We start from the raw sequence: 18,757 nt of genomic DNA on the forward strand, positions 1-18,757 counted from the left end.
CACCCGGAAAATTTGAAGCCAGCCAGTCCGCGTCAGACTGGGGGCGGGGGGTCGTTTTCGCATTGGCGAATGCACGATTTTTCCGGGGCATGCTCACACTCCGTGGAGGGCACAAAAAAAGGCCCCCGGCGGTGAGGCCGGGAACCTTGCGATTTGCGGGGGCGAGTGGCGGGGGCTTAGGCCGCCTTGCGCTTCCGGGACTTCTTTGCGGGGGCTTCCGCCAAGGGGGCTTCCGCCGTCTCTTCCGCCTTGCCCTCTTCCGCCGGAGCGGGCGGGGGCAAAAGCAGGATGACGTTTTCCGCCGTGGGGGCTTCCGCCGAAACCGACGCGCCGACCTTGGCATTGATGTGCGCCTGCAGCGTCATCAGTGCATCGATCGAAAGCGTATCCACTGCAGCCATGATCGCCGCCAGTTTCTCGCTTTCGGTCAAAGGCGCGGGGGCTTCCGCTTCCGCCGACTCGGGGGCTTTCGCTTCCGCCTTGGCTTCCGCGCCTTCCGCGCCGCCCTTGTCCGCCTTGTCCGCCTTGGCCATTTCGTGCCATTCGGCCAAGCGGGATTGCATGATACCCCACTGCCCGGAAAGCAACTCGCCGACCTTGGCGTTCCACATCGTTTCCGCCGACTCGACGGAAGCGGCGCGGGCACATTCCAGAATGACCGGCGTGTGGTTCAGGCGCATGAAAGAGGCAAGGCGCGTTCCGTAGGTCCGGAGCGTTTGCAGGGAGTCGATAAGCTTGACGTTGACCGGCTTACCGTTCGCGCCAGTTGCGCCGGTATGCTTCAGTTTCACGTATTCGCTTGCGAGCTTGTTCCGCTCGCTTTCGGCCGCCTTGAGTGCATCGCCCGAAAGCCGGTCAAAGCTGGCGGTAGCGGACATGATCGCCGCCGCATGGGACTCGGTACCGCGCCAAATCATCTTGCCAGCCTTGGCGACCGGAACCAAAATGTCGCGGGTAAAAATCCACGCGTCTTTCTGCGGATCATAGTTGTTATCCGTCAGAACGGCGCGGATTTGTTCGCCGCAAAGGTTCAGCGCCAGCATGGTCACGGCGTTGTAGGTCGACGACTCGGCCGCGCCAAGCGACTTAATCGCAAGGTCCGCCGCACGAGTCTGGATCGTATCGGCATACTTTTCCGTTGCGGACTGCAACACGTTGGTTTCTGCCATCTCTTGCGCGGTAGCGGCGCGGGTATCGGTAGCGGTAGCCATTTTCGTTTCGCCTTTCTCGTTTCGCCCCCGTCTTTTCCAGACCATCCGGAAAAATCCGAGGTTTTGGCATGGCTCTCCCGTTCTCTGCGAAGGTCATTCGCGAGGTGGAAAAACGCGCGGGAAAGCCCGCTTGCCTCTCCCGCTATATGCGGGCACAAAATCACCATACGAAACGAGACTTGAGTTTAGAAGCACGAAAAAACAGTAGTAAAATCAATTGTTTGCAAGGCAAAAATCGGGGTTTTGTATTCCCCCGAAACAAAATCGAGCAAAGAAAATGTAAGCAAATCAATTCGTTAGCATGTATGCAAACGATGATTCCAATTCAGAAAAATGATAGATCTAGACAATGGAAAGATTGAGATCGAAACGAGAACAAACGTTCAGCTATGGTATGATTGACAAGGGTTTCCCAGCACTCGAATCGATACCCCTACCAAAGTCTAATTTTTTATTGGACATGGGGACTGGGTTGGCCAATACCCATCAACTCCGCACCGCTAAAAGGCCATTTCCCCCAATCGACTGGGCGATGATATGAAACTTGGGCCTGAGCTTTGAAATCCAGGGCCGTGGGAGGCTCTGCGGCCCGCCTATGTAGGTTCCGAGGGGTGAAACGGGCGGCCCTTCCTGGGCCTTCCCTGGGTTTTGGGGGGGGGCGTTTGCATTGCCACAAATCCGAGGCCGCGAAAAGCGGTATGCCCTTCCAAAAGACCCCCCTGTTTTGGGGCCCCACGGCCACCGCCGCACTGGCAAAAGGGGATTTGTCCCGTGTCCTGGGACGTGGGGCAGCCGACCTGAATTGCCGCATGGGTAGCGAGGGCTTCGCCCTGGAATAACAGACCAGTCACCGCCGCGGCCGGCGCGCGGCAGCGAGACCTCGGGCTGGGGGCCATGGGGTGAGATCTCGCCGTCGTGGGGTGGTTGGGGTTCTCAGCCTTGGAGGAGCTGAGGTCTTCATCGAACGCTCATTCAGGCCGCTCGTCAATGAGCATGGGGTCATTCTTGAGCCGCGGCCTACGGGTGGGAATGACCACGACGATCGCCACGCTGATCGACCACGACAAAGCGGCGGCCTATTACACGTGAAGATGCTCTTCACGATCCGTTGGCTTGAGCGGCCCCCCTTCGTGCGGTGGGCTCTCCTCACCTGGGCCACGAAGCCTGGGCGCGGCGGACCGCGGCCGGCGAGCACTTCGCGCTACCGAAATCTCGGCTGGCTGCCGAACAGATGGACGACATTGCCAACGCGCATCGGCGCGGCTGGCCGACTTCATGGCTGCGGATCTGTCCGCGCTCGACCTTCTGGTGGTCGAAATCGACGGGGTGCATCCCGGCGACGATCTTGTGGTGGTGGCCGCGACCGGGTTAGGGCCGCGTCTAACCGACCACTTCCAAAGCCATAATCACTGTACTGCTAGAACTAGTAGGTTCGCTGTTCTCAGTTCCCAGCTAAGCAAGTAGAGCCGTTTTGGAAGAAACCTGTCCTGAACATAAGGCCAGAAGGACCTGAAAAGTGCAATTGACGGTGCTAAGCAAGTCAGGAACTCGCAGAAAATGGAGAACAAGCATGGCAAACTTACGCCAGGACGACAAGTCTACACCAGGAGCAGATGATGCAGCTCGCCGTGCCGGCGAGCGGGCTGCCGAGCAGACCAGCCGTACCGGACAAGCTGCAGCTGATCAGACCGCGCATGTTGGACAAGGTGCCGCTCAAGCCGGAGAAGAAACGGCCCGATCAACTTCCGACTTTCTTAAGCAGAACCTCGAGACGGTGCAGAACGCATGGCGGATCGGCCTGGAAGCGACGACCTTAGCCGTGGGACGCTCTACCGAGCAACTTGGACGCACGCTCGGCGTCTCAGGAGAAGGGGTGCAACAGGCAAAAAAGGCAACGGAACGGTCGGCGCGCAATGCGCAAAAGATCCTTTCCACCAGTAATGCTGCTGCCAAAGTGATGAATGGAATTTCTGAAGAGTACAGCCAGATGGTTCGGCATCAAGTCGGGAAGAACATGGACTACATCAGCGAGCTGTGGACCTCGCGGACCCCTCAGGAATTTGTAGCCGCACAAAGTGATATTGTGCGGGAGTCTGTGGAAATTGCTCTGGAGGGTAGTCGTCGGATCGCCGACCTGTCGCTCAAAGTGGCCGAGGAAACCGGAAAGCAGATCAAGTGAAGTATGGAAGGAGTCCGATTGCCCCATGGGAGCGTTCTTCGTTGTAGTCGCCGCGCTTCCCCAGACAGCGCTCGTCGGATGGCTGCGCCGGGCTGTGTTGCTGGGCTGCGGCCTGATTCCGGTCCTTCGTGCCCGAGGCCCAGGCCGTCGGCGTGAGCCGCTCCAGCCTGAGCTATCCGCCCACGGCGACATCAACCCCTGAGTCGGTTCTGCAGCGCCTGCCGATTGGCAACGACGTTGCTAAGGTTCAGCTGGTCTGGCTCCCATCCTTGCGCCAATTGCCTAACCAGCTCCCGCGTGCCGTCCACGACAAAGACGCCGCAATCATAAGTGTTCTGCTGCTGGGCCATGTCGGCTAGCTCCAGGGGGAGGTTCAGCCTTCTTGCGAGATGTGCTGCATCTCTGTTGTTGAGTCCGCCGTAGGAATCGTAGTGATAGGCGACCGGCCGCCACCGGTCGCTGCGATCTACGAACAGCAGCGACCAATGGTTGCCGCGGCTATTAGGATCTTCAGGATTGCCATTAATCACGGGCAGGAACAGGAAGTCGGCTGTATCATTACCATTATCGTCATAGACGATGCGCTGGAACTCGGTTAGCACGACGCCATCGTCGTTAGAGCGCAGATAATTTAGGGCGATGAGGGGATTCACGAACCGCGTCCGGGCGGCGAGATCCGGATCGTTCCTCTGCAAATCCTGCTCCTGGAGCCCGTAATCCCTGTCGATATGCTGGTCGCCCAGCCATTCTGTGTCATCGAGCACCAGCCCGTGGCCGTGAGACGAGACTGTCGGATCTAAAGCCCCGATCTGAGCATTAGCGGAGGTGCTCGGAAACGGGCGTACAGAATTAGCATCGTCACGTGATTCGGACGGCGTGGGCGCAGTCAGATCGACCAATGGAAAACCGCGGTAGGCGTCTGAGCGAGCCCTGGCAAAAGGCGCCGCCGCAAAGTGAGCATCGTCGCGCAACTCGGACGGCGTGGGCGCATCCAGATGCACCAATGACTCAAGACCGCCGTAGGTGTCTGAGCGAGCCCTGGCAGCGGGCGCCGGCGCAAAGTGAGCATCGTCGCGTAATTCGGACGGCGTGGGCGCATCCAGATGCACCAATGACTCAAGACCGCCGTAGGTGTCTGAGCGAGCCCTGGCAGCGGGCGCCGGCGCAAAGTGAGCATCGTCGCGCAATTCGGACGGCGTGGGCGCATCCAGATGCACCAATGACTCAAGACCGCCGTAGGTGTCTGAGCGAGCCCTGGCAGCGGGCGCCGGCGCAAAGTGAGCATCGTCGCGTAATTCGGACGGCGTGGGCGCATCCAGATGCACCAATGACTCAAGACCGCCGTAGGTGCCTGAGCGAGCCCTGGCAGCCGGCGCCGGCGCTGCTTCCAGCGTCGGCCACATACTCCAATCAAAGTCGAGCGGCATCTGCGGCGACCAGGTTGAGGCGGACCACGCAGGTTGCTGCCGTCCAGCTTGGACTATGTCCTGCGCCTGCCCAGGGGGAACCTCGGGCCACGATGGGCCGTCTTTCCCCATCAAACGCAGATCCCGATCGTAACCTTCCGGGAGGACCAATGGCCGACTGACAGCTCCCTGCGGCGCGCTGTGCTGCGCGGCGGCGCCCGCGACGTACGTCGCGGCCGCATGCGGCGCCGTTGCATCTTCGTGCACGCTCGCCTGCATCATCGGCTGCGCATGCCATGGCGATGCACCCTGTTGATGGGTGGGGGCCGGGGTCGCGGCGATCTCGCTCAGCAGCCGCTCAATAGCAAGGCCTTGCGGATTGTCTAGGGTCCTCGGCCTCTTCGCTGGCCTTAACTCAGCTGCATCCTGTTCATCGTTGATGAGGATCTCCTCGCTTGGCGGGAGGTTGCTCCTGGCAAGTGCAGCCATCGGCTCTTCCGAGAACTGCTGGCCGTCCCGGCGCCAGTTCAGGGGACGAATGGAATCTCCGGGATCCGATGCCTGGTCGTGCCGCGCGACTGGCTCGAGAGATGACGACGGGCCGGGTTCGTCCATCAGCCCCAAAACCAAATCCTGCTCGTGGCGTTCCGCAGGAAGCAGTTTCTCTGGCCAACTGCCAACTTCCTGCGAGCTGTGCTGCGCTGCGGCGTCGCCGGCCCGCCTCGGCTCCATCAGTGCCGCGCCTTCGGGATCAGGACCGGGGGAAATATAGCGCTCGCGCTCCATCGCTTTAGCGCCCGCCTGTGATTTTCGGAGTTGACCTAATGCGGCATCGATCGTCCGGATGCCACCGAAGTCCTTTTTATAGGCCTCGACATCTTCATCCAACGCCCCGCCGGAAAGCCGAGTAGCAATGCCCTTCTTGTTATTTTCACGCAGGTGGTGACCGAAACTGCGAAGAGCAGTCGCATACACACCGCCGGTACTTGTCGCTGCTTCGTTTTGGTACTCTATGATGAGAGCCGCGTCCTGGAGGTAAGGATTTAGCTCAGTGGTGGCTGTGACCGTCACTCCGCCCGTCGACTGAAAGGTCCGGAGAAGACCTATTGACCTAATAAGGAGGCGACTGCCCTTACCCTTTTCGATGAACTCACGCGCATCATCGGTCAGCGACTCTTTTTCGAGCCGATCAACAATGCTCGTTTTGTTATTTGCCAAGAGCCAGCGGCCAAAGGCGCGAAGCGGGCCTACAAGGTCTTTGGCGGTGCGTTCGGCGGCGTTGCCACTGCGGAGGGCCTCCTCAAGCCCCGAAATAAGGGGAGCATCCTCGGAATAAAGAGGCTTCCTCCGCCCTCTCAAAATCCCAGTTGACTGAGCCGGCTGCGGCGCCGACGACGACGGGCCGGGTTCGTCCATCCGGCCCAAATCCTGATCGTGGCCTTCCGCAGGAAGAAATTCCTCTGGCCAACTGCCAGCTTGCTGCGACGCACTGTGCTGCGCAGCGGCGTCGCCGACCTGCATCGACTCCATCAGGGCCGCGTCTTTGGGATCAATATGCCGCTCGAGCTCCATCGCGTTAGCGCCGGCCTGCGATTTTCGGAGTTGAGCCAGAGCGGCACCGATCCTCGAATCAGCACCGGCGCCCTTCTTATAGCTATTGATATCTTCATCCAACGCCCCGCCGGAAAGCCGAGTAGCAATGCCCTTCTTGTTATTTTCACGCAGGTAGTGACCGAAACTGCGAAGAGCAGTTGCATACATCCGGCCGGTACTTGTCGCTGTTTCTTTTTTGTACTCGTTGATGAGATCCGCGTCCTGAGGGTGAGGATTTAGCTCAGTGCGGGCTGTGACCGTCACTCCGCCCGTCGACTGGAAGGTCCGGAGATGGTTCAATTCCTCTGACCAACTGCCAGCTTGCTGCGACGCACTGTGCTGCGCAGCGGCGTCGCCGACCTGCATCGAATCCATCAGGGCCGCGTCTTTGGGATCAATATGGCGCTCGGGCTCCATCGCCTTAGCGCCGGCCTGCGATTTTCGGAGTTGAGCCAGAGCGGCACCGATCCTCGAATCAGCACCGGCGCCCTTCTTATAGCTATTGACATCTTCATCCAACGCCCCGCCGGAAAGCCGAGTAGCAATGCCCTTCTTGTTGTTTTCACGCAGGTAGTGACCGAAACTGCGAAGAGCAGTTGCATACATCCTGCCGGTACTTGTCGCTGTTTCTTTTTTGTACTCGTTGATGAGATCCGCGTCCTGAGGGTGAGGATTTAGCTCAGTGCGGGCTGTGACCGTCACTCCGCCCGTCGACTGGAAGGTCCGGAGATGGTTCAATGCCGCAAGGATATTCGAGGGACGCCTCTTTTCGAACTCGCGTGCATCATGGGTCAGCGACGGGTCGTTGAGCCGAGCAACAATGCTCGTTTTGTTATTTGCGAAGAGCCAGCCGCCAAAGCTGCGAAGTGAAGTTAGATAGTCCCCAGCGTTGCGGTGGGTGGGGTTGCCGATAAGGGCCTTCTCAAGCCCCGAAATAAGGCGAGCGTCCTCGGAATAAAGGAGATGCTTGCCCTGCCGTCCTATCAAAACCCAAGTTGACTGAGCCGACTGCAGCGCCGAGGCGGCCGGCATTGCTCCACCACCTCCATCTGAGTTGGCGATCTCGCTCAATTGCCGCTCAAAGGTCGCCGCGGCTGCGGACGGAGCCGCGGGTGAGCTCTCTTGCGGGCCCGTGCTGTCCGATTGTTCATGCACCGACTTGGTCGAGGGGAAATCCATCCGTTCTCACCTTCAAAATATGAACATGGGCTTCGATCTGACATGCTGGGAATCAGCAACAAACCACCCTTTACGGCCCTCGACAGGCGCGCACCGTGAGCATCGGCAGCCGATGTTTTTGCAAGGCGACCAGCCCTGTATGTTTTGTTAAATGGGGAAGCTGTCGAGAACCTGATGACGACAATTGCCGCGCCAAGACAGCATGGTGCATGTGCCTGCGCGCTTCGCCGTCAACAGCCGAGAGACCGAAGATACCGAAGATTCAGAGACAAAATACTGCTTCTCATCGGTGAGGCGTACGGCCAGCTTTCGCGGCTCCAGCCAACATCTTGACAGGATGCGCGGTCGTGTCCCAACTGATGGTGTAGCTCGGTAGAGCAAAGCCGTCCGCACGCGCGAGGCAAAAATCGAAACGCAACCACTTTTGGTGCCTTACAATTCAGTATTGATCTTAAGACGCCTATTGCTGAATCGGCTTGCAAATTTTGGACGCCGATCCCCCGGCTTAGGGGGGCAGAATTGCAGAATGACACCCACGTCACCCCAATAGACGAACCATTCACCTGGTCGGTGCTCGTCGTTGTCCCGGCGTCGGGTAAGCTGGGTCAATTGGGACGAACCTGTGGTTTCTGACACTCGGTGCGGGGTGGAGCGCTTCGCGCTCAGTCCATACCGTAACAGGGCGGCTGGCCTTACCGGGATTTGTAAGGGACCACCGGCATCTGGTGCCGCGGCATCTCGTGCCGGTACCACCGGCATCTGGTGCCGGTACCACCGGAATCTCCTGCCGGTACCACCGGCACCAGGTGCCTACTAACCTATCAAGAAACAACACTGAACCAACATTGAACCCAAAGAGGGTTTGCCGACCTTCGCGCTCGGCGGGTTCCAGCGTTTGCATTCCATTTGCAGAGGGCTTGACGGAAACTGCGTATGGGGGTATCTACTGCGCTACGTTAGCATTCGTGCAAACGGCCATCATCAAGCCCCCAACCCAGCCAGCCGGTTCCCGCCGGACTGGCCGGCGCGGGCAGAGGAACCCAATGACCCTCACGGACCTGCAATTCGTGGCGGCACTCGGCGTGCTCACCATGAAATTGCTCGTCCTGACCTTCGGGGCGCTCGCCATCACCTCGATGGCGTTTGTGATCACCGCCGTCTGCAAACGCTGACACCAAGTTACCCAGAGCCCGGTCTCGCCCACGGCAGACCGGGGCACCCTTTCCGGAGCGACCATGCCTCGCAGACGCCGACGCCAGGAAGAAGATCTCGTTCATGCCGCCGTCGAGGCGTTGGAGGATGAGATCCGATGCTGGCAGCAGCGGGAGAGGCCGTATTCCGGCGACATGGTCACGCTGACGCGCTGGCCGCTCAGCCGCATTGCTGGACCAATCGGTCCTGCCGAGGTCGACGCTCAGGCGATGCAGACCATCGAGCACATCGATCTTCAGAAAAACGAGGTTCCGTTCTTCCTCCGCTATCGCGGCATGGAGGCGGCGATCAAGAAGATCCGCGAGCTGGAAGCATGAAGCAGCTCGGTGACATCCTGCTGGGCCTCGGGCTCGGCCTCACGATCGCGGCCCTGATCGCCAACAACTGGCGGCGGTCGAAGCCTCGCGTCCATGGCTGGAGCGAAGCCGACGCCGAGCTGCTGACGATGCCGGCGCACGAGCGCCTGGCCCGGCAGCTCGCCGTCCGGGCAGGCGCCCCCGAGTTCATGTGGCGGCGGTACACGCCGCTCGCCGTTTCGATCATCCTGAGGAAGCCGTCATGAGCCGTCGTCGCCAGCTGCAGATCATCCGCGATCAGATCCACGCCGAGATGCGGGACGGCCTGACGCAGACCATGCTGATCGCCTTCCTGGTGATCGCCGCGATCGACGTCATCGCCCGGAACATCCACTGATGGCGCGGACTGGCAATTACCAGATCCCGTTCGACGAGGCCGGTAACCAGCTCCATTACCCGGAGGTCTGGACCTTCGTGAACGGCAAGCGCGGCGACGTCGTCTGGCGCGACAACGTGCCGTTCCAGGCCAAGCTGACCTACACCGGCTTCAACCGCGGCCGGTCGGCGGCCTACCTCGACTTCACCGACGAGAACGGCAAGTCGGTCACCTTCTTCATGAAGGACTTCGACAAGCTCGTCCCGCACCTGAGCGGGGGCGCCGTCACCGGCACATTCATCTTCGTCAAGCGCGGCCAGAACTACGGCTGCCAGCTGATCGAGCCCGTCGCGTGAGCGTCGGCCAGGGCAAGGCGCTTCGCGCTCACCAGCACAAGATGAACCGCAAGCAGGACATCTCCGATCGCCGCGGTCGCGAGTTGCAGGAGCGCGTCGAGCAGCGCCGCAAGGCGAGGCAGCTCCGCAAACCAGTTTCCAAGAGCCCGTGATCTGCTCCGAGCAGCACGGGTCCACCCTTCAGAGAGAACCATGCCCGCCAAGAAGAAGACCGCCGAGAAGTCCGCAGCCGTCATCACGGTCAAGGACGCGCCCGAGATGACCAAGCGCGGCCGGCGCCAGGTCGCCGAGTGGATGCGCAAGCAGGCCGACTTCCTGGAGTTCGAGGGCAAGGCGTTCTCGAAGCGCTTCACCGCGCGCTACCTCTATCGCTGATGGCCAGCGATACCTGCGATGCCTGCGGCAAAACGGAAGAAGGCGTCGCCTGGTTCGCAGCAGCCTTTCGAAAGGTACGGCTTAAAAAAGATAAGCCTGATCCCGGAAACCTCTGCGGAGGATGCGCCGGCTCCATCACCGGAAAAGAAATCGGTGCCGAAGTCTCCGGCCGAGCCAAGGCCTGATCCGATCTCGACCAGCCCGTTCGCGTTGCAAGCCTACGAGCTGATCAAGGTTCTGGATCCGCTCGTCGGTGTGGCCGAGGCGACCTTCTTCATGAACCGCAGCAACGAAATGCTCGGCGGCATCACCCCGGTGACCGCGATCAAGCAAGGCCGGCTCGACGACGTCAAGCGCGCCGTGCGCGCGGTCGCAGCAGAGAAGGGCGTCTTCCAGACGCCGTTGTGATGAAGACCAAAACCCGGAAGCCGGCGAAGCGGTATCGACCGCTCGCTTGCGGCTGCTGCGACAGCATCGACTGTCGCGAAACCATCAACCATCAAATCGAGTGGCGCGAGGCACAAGATGAGCTTGCAGACGATCACCCCGTGGTGCGCCGTAGTTGCGGCGAGCGAGACGATCGCTAGGCAGTACATGGACGCCTTCAAGCTCTCGTCCGAGATCTGGGATGCGCGCCAGCACGACACGGCGCTCGGCGCCCAGTACGAGCACATCGTGCTGATCCGGCCGCACTGGCGCATGGCGCCCGCCGAGGTCGCCCACTTCGAAAGGAACGTCCTGCCGATGTGGCTGACCCGCCTGTCGCCGAACGGCAAACTGAAAGTCATCTGAGGACATCATGGACGCCGCCGAAGTCACCGACCACAAGCCAGTTTCGATCTGGAACAAACTCAACCCGCTATGGTGGCTCGTCGGCGATGACGGCTGGAACGTGCCGGACGTCAACAACGGCGCGCCGTACCTGCCGGAGGTGACCAACATCTGGCTGCGGCGCTTCTACTGGTTCATCTGCCGCAACCCGCTGATGAACTTCGTCGGCTACGTGCTCGGCGTCGAGGACAAGAACTACTGGGTCTACGGCTCGGACCAGGTGCTGCGCACCACCGGCCGCGACTGCACCCCGCAGGCCTTCGGCTTCCGCTGGGCGGTGCTCGACCCGGGCGTCTCGTTCGGCGCCATCGCGGTCACGCTGATCGCCGCCGCGCTCGCATGGTTCATCCATCCGGCGTTCGCCGTGGTCCTCCCAATCTCGCTGTTCAAGGCGGCCGGTCTCTTGCCGTTCGTCAACTACTGGAACGGCTCTCTCGAGTTTTACCTGGGCTGGCGGCCGGCAAGCGGCGGCTTCGGCACCAAGATCATTTTCACGGAAAGCACATGATCATCGAAGCCATCATCCTCGGCGTCGCTCTCTACGCCGGCCTCTCCTCGATCGGCGACGCCATCGACAATGTCGCGGTCGGCATCGAGCAGGCCTCGCTCAACCAGATGGCGTTCTTCCAGGACGACGAAGACGACGAGGAGGGCAAGTGATGCCGTTCCCGCTGTCCATCTTCCTGTTCAGCTACGTGATCTGGCAGGCCTCGATCGAGCGCGCCTTCACGTTCAACCCGGTCGAGCTGCGCCCGTGACGATCACCCTCAATTCCTGGGCCATCCCGGTCTTCTTGACCGCGCTGCTCTGGCTCGCCGTCCAGCTCTGGCCGGTCTCCGAGAACAACGGCGGCTTCGGCTTCAGCCAGGCCTTCGACTATCTGCTCCACGCCGTTGTCGGCATCATCGCCACGCTGGTGATCTGGCTCGTTTATTTCGCCACGCGCTTCGCCATCGGCTGAGCCGGCGCGCACCAAAAGCCACGCCAATGAAACTGCTGCAACTCGCCCTCGCGGGCGTGCTGATGCTGTGCGCCTTGTCGCCAGCGTCGGCCAAGGACGTGCCGGTCCAGTTCGAGTCGGGCCACAACGTCACGTTCATCACGGATGATCCCGGCGGGGTCATCGTCGAGTTCGTCAAGAAATACTCCGACATGCGCGACGCCAGGACCAAGGTCATCCTGTCCGGTGAGTGCGTCTCGGCCTGCACCCTGATGCTCGGCCTGCTGCGGCCGGAGCTGGTGTGCGCAACGCCGGATGCCGTCCTCGGCTTCCACTCGGCGTCCGTCATCACGAGGGAAGAGGGCAAGCCCGACATCGTCGAGCACGGCTCCGAAATGTCGCTGCTGGTGTTCAACACCTATCCCGCGAAGGTGCGGGCGTTCCTTGCCGCTCGCGGCTGGAGCGGCGCGAACGCGCACCCGGACATCATCTGGGTGAAGGGAAGGCAGCTCCGGAAGATGATCCGGCCTTGCACCGCGGCGGACCTGTCATGACGCGGCGCCGGCTACCCGATCGGCGCAAACTGCCGTCCAAGATCATGATCGGCATCTTCGTTTACACGCTGGTGCATTGGGACGCGGCCGAGGCTGAGGAGCAGGAATGCCTGGGCCTCTGCAATCGACTGAACTTCATCATCTACGTGCGTGACGACCTTCCGGACTCGAGCTTCGCCGAAGTGCTGGAGCACGAGATCAATCACGCCTGCTGGCACGCTGCTTCGCTGAAGAGCCGAGCCGCAGAAGAGACGGTCGTGAATCGGCTGACGCCGATCATAATCATGGCTCGCCGGGACAATCCAGAAATCTACGCCTGGATCGACCGGGCGATCGCCCAGAAAGAATAGCCATGCTCAACGCCATGGTCGCGTCATCGAAGACGCATGCCGCAGCCATGATCCGTTGGCTCGGCCTCAAGCCTGAGGAGTGGGAGCCGATCGCCTATGGCGATCCGATCCACAAGATGTTCGCCAACGTGCGCCTCGTGCGCCCGAGCGAAGGCGTCGAACAGGCTCACACCGACTGGGTGCTGGAGAAGCTCGTTCCATACATCTGCATGACCTGCACGACGGTGCCGCTGAACTGGCGCATCCCGCAGGAACACGTCAGCTAAAAACAAGAAAGAAAAAAATGACGCGACGGATATCGCGCCCGCTCTGGGCCGCGATGCGGCTCCATGAGCACAATCAAAAGCGACGTGCCGAGCTTCTCGGTGGCGTCAGTCCTCTTCCCTTCATGGGGCTTGTTGCCCTCTCAAAGGCAGCGGCCGGCGCCGCCGACGCCTGGTGCTGGTTCCACGAGCCTCGTGCTCTGTCCGTGAACGGAAAGACGTTCTTCGGCACGAACGGTTCGGACGACAACTCGGTCCTCACCGGTCGCACCACGCTTTACGAGGTCGACGAAGCGAGCGGCTCCGTCATCAGCAAGGTCATGCAGACCAGTACGATCGCGGCCTGGTGGGCCGACGACCACGACTATCCGACGATCGTTGTGCGTCCCGACGGACGACTGATCGTGTTCTATGTCCCGCACCGCGTGGCCGCGCCGATTTATTTCCGCATCTCGGTTGGCGTCGGCACGATGGCGCAGGGCTGGTCGCAGGAATACAATCTCGGCAATACGTCCGCGCAAGCGACGTATCCGTCGCCGGTGATCCTGTCTGGCGAGAGCAACAAGCTCTATCTGTTCTACCGCAACGGCGCGAGTTCTGGTCCGTTGTCGCTGGTGACCTCATCCGACATTGCTACAGTCGCGCCTCCGACCGTGGATGGAGGTCCGATTGGAGCTGCGCCGACGTGGGCCGCTGAAAGGCGCCTGGCGCAGAGTACCGGCACCCAGGGCATCTACCACAAGGTCACCTCGAACAACGTCGATCGCATCGATCTCCTGATGACCGACGCGGTCGGCCCGCAAGCAGGCACGAAGACCGATGTCCGCCATGCCTACTATCAGGGTGGCCAGTGGCGCTCTTCGAGCGGAACGGCGCTCGGCGACGGTTCGACCATGATCGGCTTCACGAACTTCACGCCTGTCGCAACGTCAGGCGCTCCGGACAATCTCGGCGATATGTGGTGCTCCCACATTCAGCGTCGGCAGAACGGCATCATCGAAGCCGTCTTCTGGAGGTTCGTCTCGACGAGCGACCACCGTTGTTACTACGCACGCTGGAATGGCACCGCCTGGTCGAAGGTGGAAGTGGATGCCGGCCAAGGAATGGGAGTTCCGGACTCCCGCGGCGGGCAAATAACGGACGGCCAGGGCCTCACTGAAGGCTACTACAGTCCGGGTTCTTTCTTCGACACCGTCGAGGAAGGGGTTCTTTACATCTCGGTCGGCAACTCCGCCAACTCGCAGCTCTTCAGGTATCGCACCATCAATGGCGGCGCCTCGTGGACCCGCCAGCGGGTAAGCGATCTCACGCAGGAAAACGTGCGCCCGGTTGTGCCTGTCGGACGCGGCAGCAAGTACTCCGTACTGTGGTTGAAGGGCGACTACCACATGTACGACTTCAACACGAACCCCGCGACGACCAACATCGGCTACACGACGCGCGTCAATGCCGCGTCGCGAGCCTACTCGGTCGCCAGCGTGAAGCCGTCTAACATCTCGGTGCCGACGATCTCCGGATCGACGGGGACGGTGGGCAACACCCTTCAGGTCGCGCTCGGATCGTGGGTCGGCGACCTTCCGATGAAATACCCCGTTCAGTGGGTGAGGGGCGGGGTCGATATCCCGGGGGCGAACTCGGTTGGATATACGATCCAGGCCGCTGATGTCGGACGAACCGACATCGTCTGTCGGGTAACCGCGACGAACGCTCAAGGATCGACCCCGGTCCTGTCGACGCCGGCATCGGTCCTGCCGACCAACCTGGTTTCGAAGTCTGACGCGCTGGGTAGCTGGACGCTGAATGCGACGACGCAGTCGCCGAACGTCACGCTCGATCCCGTCAACAACACGATGACGGCCGATCGGATCGTCGAGCAGGCCTCGACCAACATCCACAGCGTGGCGTCGGCGAACATCAGCTTCGTCTCGGGAACGACCTACACGTTCTCGGTCTACGGAAAGTACGAGACGGCGCAGTTCGTTCAGCTGCTGTTCGGCAGCACGGCATTCGGCAGCACCGCGTACGCAAACTTCGACCTCCAGAACGGAACCGTACAGACCGTTGGCGCAGGTGTCACTGCCAGGGCCGTCCCCGCCGGCAACGGCTGGTATCGGCTGATCATCACGGCGCCGGCAACGGCGACCGCTGCGGCTGCTGTCGGCATCTACGGTTGCACGGCCGGCAACTCGGCTCGCGCGCAGAGCTACCTCGGCGCTGTCGCGAACACGCGGCTGCTGACCGACATCCAGGTCGAGACCGGCGTCAACGCCAACGCCTACGTTCCGACGCTGTAATCACCATCCCCGGAGCACAGAACAGGGAGCAGGGACAATGAGCCCTGACCGACTGCTCGGCCCGGCCTGCGGCGGGGGGTTCTCCTCCTTTACCCCGCCGCGCCCGATGACAAATCAGCTCAGCTGCAAAACATCGGGCACTTTCTCTTTACGTTCTCTTGCGGAAAAAAGTTGCCCGTTTTTGGAAACACTTTTCCGGACATGAGACGTTCCACGAACAGGTGGCGTACCGCACCGGCAACGGTGTCGGCTCTAACGGGTAAGCCAGTAGCCCCGTAGTCCTCGTAATTCTTCAAAGCGGCCTCTGAGGAGGAACGGCTGATCCCCGTCAACGCGATGCAGTTGAGGCATAGGCTCGTCGACTTCTGGATTGGACGCGCCCCACCTGTTTGGCTCGTGATGACACGCGGCGGCGTTATACGCACAGCCTATCGGCGAAGAGGTCCATGGTAAGTCGCCGACGACCGTTTGAGGCCAGCGTGATGCAGGTCGAGGTCGAAAGGATCCGAGTCGTTGCCCTGCGGGGGAACGACGGTCACGAGCCAGCTATCATACCCCCAAGAGCGGTGACGCGACATGCGTCCAGCGCAGGAACTGCGCGATGGCGATGGTGCCCCACGAGCTCTGTAATCCGACACGAGGTGCGCCGCTCTTGCTATCTTTTCTCGGACCAAGGTTGCCAGTATGCTGAAACACGGACATTCACGAGACAGCGGCGAAAGCCCAACGTACAGGTCGTGGGTCGCAATGATCCAGAGGTGCTACGATGAAGATGCCACTTCATACGATCGATACGGCGCTCGTGGTGTCACTGTGTGCGACCGCTGGCGCTTTGGCACCGATGGAAAGTCCGGCTTCGAATGCTTCCTGGCCGATGTAGGAGAGCGTCCGTCGCTGGAGCATTCGATCGACAGGATTGAGAACGAACTGAACTACGATCCCGATAACTGCAAATGGTCGACCGTCAAAGAGCAGAACCGCAATAGGCGGTCCACGCGCTGGGTCGAGTTCATGGGCAGGACGATGTCGCTCGCTGAGGCGATCGAATTGTCGGGACTTCCAGAAGCCAGAGTGAAGCGCCGGCTCTACGTCTACAAGTGGACGGTAGACGAGGCGCTCGCTGCCCGCTGAGTTCGTGGCGCACGGCCCATAGTGGGACCGCTAATGCACTGAATTGGCTTCCGCTTTCGGCGGAATAGCGGGCATGGCCGGACTTGCTGCTGGCTCGACCCGGTCGCGAATGACCCAACTGCGACATTTGGTGTGCGCTGGCGCCTTTCTGTGGCGGACCAGGTCAGCTACAACCCTCTCAACCCTTATTAAGGGGGCGACGACCAGGGAGGACGATGATGAAAATCCGTTATGCCGTAGCGTTGTCGATACTGGCAGGCGCCGTAATTGGCGCGTCTGCGATCCAGGCTCTCCACGCGCAAGCCAAGCCGCCCGTCTATATGGTTGCGATCAACGAGATCACGAATCAGGAAGGATATACGAAGCAGTACCTACCCACGGCGCAGAAAACGATCAAGGACCATGGCGGCGTATACGTCGCAGCTGGACCAGGAACGCAAATTGATGGCTCTTTCCCAAAGGGGCGCGTTGTTATCTTGCGTTGGGAAAGCATAGAAGCGCTGAATGGGTGGCGTCATTCACCCGAGTATGAGGCCATCAGGAAGGTCGGCGAAGGCTTCGCCAAGTACAATGTCGTTGCCGTCGATGGAGTGAAACAATAGCGACTGCGACCATCCCTAGGCCGCCCTGTTGGCGGCCTCTTTCATTTCAATTGACGCGCGTCCCGCGCGGTGCGCAATTGGGGTCCTTCGCGTCGCATTACGCTGCCGCGGGCACAGCGGAAGTCGACGAGCCGCCATCTATCGCAGAGGGCGACGCTCGTGGCCCTGAAGGGGCATTCGGTCAGCACCGGCCCGACTGCTAAGTTCGACAATAAGACCACACCTATCAGCCGGAGGCTTGTCTTGATTGACTCCCTGAGCCTTCTGCGCTTCCAATTTGAAGCGCGCAAATTGGAGCTGTACTGGGAGAGGCACTATGAAAGCTTACAAGGTTGGTCTTGGAATGCTTGCGAGTTTTGGACTTGGTGCGGGAATTGTAGAAGGGTTACATGCTCAGGCATCGCCGCCCGCTTACGTTATTTCAGAGATTGAAGTGACCAATCCGGACGCCTACGCAAAGGAGTACGTGCCGCTTGCGAACAAGGCGCTCGCGGATAGTGGTCAAAAGCGCCTCGTGTCAGGCGGCAAGACGATTTCACTTTCTGGCGCGTCGCCAGCATCCCGCATCGTCGTATCAATGTTTGAAAACTTAGAAAAAGCCAGAGCGGCCTATAGTTCACCGGCCTATCTGGAGGCGCGTAAGATCGGTGACCAATACGGCAAGTTGCGGATCTTTGCTGTTGAGGGCATCGCCCAATAGAGCAACGGCGCTTTTCTCCTTAATCGATCTATATCCGCTTGTGGCCCATCGCGTCATTTCGCTGCGTAGCGGATTCTTCGCTATGGGGGCATAGCGGACTCTAGCAAACCGTTCGCCCGGCAGATTTATGGGTTCACGGCCTAAATTTCTCGGTGCCAGCCGAAACGTCAAATAAAACGACATAGGGGTGGCTGGTTAAATGGGGCCATGTGCCAAGCCGAGCGCTCGCTGTTGCGAGCACAGCCCGCCACCGTCTGTTGTGGCGGGCACCAATGGAGCCCCAGGATCGTTGCTCACGCCAAGCGCCCGCACTGACCATGCGCGCGTGTGACGCTCCCCTGGGCCACCCGGATCACAGATGGTCTCGTGATTTCGCGGGAGGGTGGGCGCTGTCGAGGAGCAGCAGGCAAGGCCTGGCGAAGGTCATCCTCTTTAATCGGGCTGCGGGTTCGTCGAAAGACCCGCCGACGTTCTGCTGCAGCAGAAGGTGAGGGATACACTCCACGTCCCCCACAGCCCCGTCAATTCGGTCGAGGGCGGAACGGCCTCCCGCCACGCCGCTGATCCTGAGAAGCACGTAGGGAAGGCGGCAAAGTACGAGCAATCGGAAGAGATGCGGGCACATGGGCAACCCGCCGACCGGACCAATCGCTGCCATCGTCTAGTGGACCAGGACAACGCACTTTCACTGCGCAAACGAGAGGGTTCGAAGCCCCCTGGCAGCTCCATCAAGCCGCAAGGCGCACGCCATCCCCAACATAGGCGTCCCGACGACTGGGTAATCCGTCGCGAGAAGAAATCGGGCTGGGGCTCCATTCTGCATCGGTGAGCCAGTGGTGGTGGCACGGTCTCCAAAACCGAAGTCCGCTGGTTCGACTCCAGCCACCGGTGCCAATCAACAAAAAGAAG

The 18,757-nt window shown here is 60.7% G+C and carries 22 protein-coding genes and 2 tRNA genes; 22 read left to right on the plus strand and 2 right to left on the minus strand.

The window, feature by feature from the left end; all coding sequences use genetic code 11:
• Positions 1-176 precede the first annotated feature (176 nt).
• Complete coding sequence (locus tag ACVWYP_RS24845; RefSeq protein WP_259242933.1) at positions 177-1,211, minus strand: hypothetical protein; 1,035 nt, start codon at positions 1,209-1,211, stop codon at positions 177-179.
• 1,570 nt (positions 1,212-2,781) lie between these two features.
• Between ACVWYP_RS24845 and ACVWYP_RS24850 the strand changes: the two genes are divergently transcribed.
• The gene (locus ACVWYP_RS24850; protein WP_028344174.1) at positions 2,782-3,390 is read left to right on the plus strand and encodes a phasin family protein; all 609 of its coding nucleotides are present in this window, start codon (positions 2,782-2,784) and stop codon (positions 3,388-3,390) included.
• A gap of 191 nt (positions 3,391-3,581) precedes the next feature.
• Here the strand turns inward: ACVWYP_RS24850 and ACVWYP_RS24855 are convergent, their stop codons facing one another.
• Positions 3,582-7,568, minus strand: coding sequence for a C48 family peptidase (locus ACVWYP_RS24855; RefSeq protein ID WP_259242935.1), 3,987 nt, complete (start codon positions 7,566-7,568; stop codon positions 3,582-3,584).
• Positions 7,569-8,611: 1,043 nt separating this feature from the next.
• Between ACVWYP_RS24855 and ACVWYP_RS24860 the strand changes: the two genes are divergently transcribed.
• The 21 genes from ACVWYP_RS24860 (at position 8,612) to ACVWYP_RS24960 (ending at position 18,742) form a co-directional block, all read left to right on the plus strand.
• Positions 8,612-8,740: a hypothetical protein gene (locus ACVWYP_RS24860; protein WP_256438753.1), complete on the plus strand. Its 129-nt coding sequence runs from the start codon at positions 8,612-8,614 to the stop codon at positions 8,738-8,740.
• A gap of 120 nt (positions 8,741-8,860) precedes the next feature.
• Positions 8,861-9,097: a hypothetical protein gene (locus ACVWYP_RS24865; RefSeq protein ID WP_456684171.1), complete on the plus strand. Its 237-nt coding sequence runs from the start codon at positions 8,861-8,863 to the stop codon at positions 9,095-9,097.
• The gene (locus ACVWYP_RS24870) at positions 9,094-9,342 is read left to right on the plus strand and encodes a hypothetical protein (RefSeq protein ID WP_028340272.1); all 249 of its coding nucleotides are present in this window, start codon (positions 9,094-9,096) and stop codon (positions 9,340-9,342) included. Before ACVWYP_RS24865 ends, ACVWYP_RS24870 begins: the two co-directional genes overlap by 4 nt.
• A complete protein-coding gene (locus ACVWYP_RS24875; protein WP_256438752.1) occupies positions 9,339-9,473 on the plus strand; it encodes a hypothetical protein in 135 nt (44 codons plus the stop codon). Before ACVWYP_RS24870 ends, ACVWYP_RS24875 begins: the two co-directional genes overlap by 4 nt.
• On the plus strand, positions 9,473-9,808 hold the full coding sequence (locus ACVWYP_RS24880) for a hypothetical protein (protein ID WP_028340271.1): 336 nt from the start codon (positions 9,473-9,475) through the stop codon (positions 9,806-9,808). Before ACVWYP_RS24875 ends, ACVWYP_RS24880 begins: the two co-directional genes overlap by 1 nt.
• Complete coding sequence (locus ACVWYP_RS24885) at positions 9,805-9,960, plus strand: hypothetical protein (protein ID WP_155258443.1); 156 nt, start codon at positions 9,805-9,807, stop codon at positions 9,958-9,960. Before ACVWYP_RS24880 ends, ACVWYP_RS24885 begins: the two co-directional genes overlap by 4 nt.
• A 40-nt stretch (positions 9,961-10,000) precedes the next feature.
• Positions 10,001-10,183, plus strand: coding sequence for a hypothetical protein (locus ACVWYP_RS24890; RefSeq protein ID WP_028340270.1), 183 nt, complete (start codon positions 10,001-10,003; stop codon positions 10,181-10,183).
• Between the two features lie 18 nt (positions 10,184-10,201).
• Positions 10,202-10,591: a hypothetical protein gene (locus ACVWYP_RS24895; RefSeq protein WP_028340269.1), complete on the plus strand. Its 390-nt coding sequence runs from the start codon at positions 10,202-10,204 to the stop codon at positions 10,589-10,591.
• A 117-nt stretch (positions 10,592-10,708) separates the two neighbouring features.
• The gene (locus ACVWYP_RS24900) at positions 10,709-10,975 is read left to right on the plus strand and encodes a hypothetical protein (RefSeq protein ID WP_155258442.1); all 267 of its coding nucleotides are present in this window, start codon (positions 10,709-10,711) and stop codon (positions 10,973-10,975) included.
• A gap of 7 nt (positions 10,976-10,982) precedes the next feature.
• A complete protein-coding gene (locus ACVWYP_RS24905) occupies positions 10,983-11,522 on the plus strand; it encodes a hypothetical protein (protein ID WP_028340267.1) in 540 nt (179 codons plus the stop codon).
• Positions 11,519-11,674: a hypothetical protein gene (locus ACVWYP_RS24910; RefSeq protein WP_155258441.1), complete on the plus strand. Its 156-nt coding sequence runs from the start codon at positions 11,519-11,521 to the stop codon at positions 11,672-11,674. The genes ACVWYP_RS24905 and ACVWYP_RS24910 overlap by 4 nt, the downstream gene beginning before the upstream one ends.
• Before the next feature lie 94 nt (positions 11,675-11,768).
• Entirely contained in the window at positions 11,769-11,975 is a 207-nt protein-coding gene (locus tag ACVWYP_RS24915; protein WP_028340266.1) for a hypothetical protein, read from the plus strand.
• Positions 11,976-12,001: 26 nt separating this feature from the next.
• Positions 12,002-12,508: a hypothetical protein gene (locus tag ACVWYP_RS24920; protein ID WP_259242949.1), complete on the plus strand. Its 507-nt coding sequence runs from the start codon at positions 12,002-12,004 to the stop codon at positions 12,506-12,508.
• Positions 12,505-12,858, plus strand: coding sequence for a hypothetical protein (locus ACVWYP_RS24925; RefSeq protein ID WP_259242951.1), 354 nt, complete (start codon positions 12,505-12,507; stop codon positions 12,856-12,858). Before ACVWYP_RS24920 ends, ACVWYP_RS24925 begins: the two co-directional genes overlap by 4 nt.
• Before the next feature lie 2 nt (positions 12,859-12,860).
• Positions 12,861-13,124, plus strand: a complete 264-nt coding sequence (locus ACVWYP_RS24930; protein ID WP_259242952.1) for a hypothetical protein — start codon at positions 12,861-12,863, stop codon at positions 13,122-13,124.
• Between the two features lie 17 nt (positions 13,125-13,141).
• Positions 13,142-15,415 carry a BNR repeat-containing protein gene (locus ACVWYP_RS24935; protein ID WP_259242953.1) on the plus strand — a complete coding sequence of 758 codons (2,274 nt, stop codon included), beginning with the start codon at positions 13,142-13,144 and terminating at the stop codon, positions 15,413-15,415.
• Positions 15,416-16,228: 813 nt separating this feature from the next.
• On the plus strand, positions 16,229-16,546 hold the full coding sequence (locus ACVWYP_RS24940) for a hypothetical protein (protein WP_456684172.1): 318 nt from the start codon (positions 16,229-16,231) through the stop codon (positions 16,544-16,546).
• A 215-nt stretch (positions 16,547-16,761) separates the two neighbouring features.
• Positions 16,762-17,148 carry a DUF1330 domain-containing protein gene (locus tag ACVWYP_RS24945; protein ID WP_456684173.1) on the plus strand — a complete coding sequence of 129 codons (387 nt, stop codon included), beginning with the start codon at positions 16,762-16,764 and terminating at the stop codon, positions 17,146-17,148.
• A gap of 316 nt (positions 17,149-17,464) precedes the next feature.
• Positions 17,465-17,848 (plus strand): DUF1330 domain-containing protein, encoded by a 384-nt coding sequence (locus ACVWYP_RS24950; protein ID WP_456684174.1) that lies wholly within the window; start codon positions 17,465-17,467, stop codon positions 17,846-17,848.
• Between the two features lie 650 nt (positions 17,849-18,498).
• A tRNA-Glu gene (locus tag ACVWYP_RS24955) sits at positions 18,499-18,576 on the plus strand.
• Positions 18,577-18,669: 93 nt separating this feature from the next.
• A tRNA-Trp gene (locus tag ACVWYP_RS24960) sits at positions 18,670-18,742 on the plus strand.
• Positions 18,743-18,757: the final 15 nt, after the last annotated feature.

This window comes from Bradyrhizobium sp. USDA 3262 (assembly GCF_054060035.1).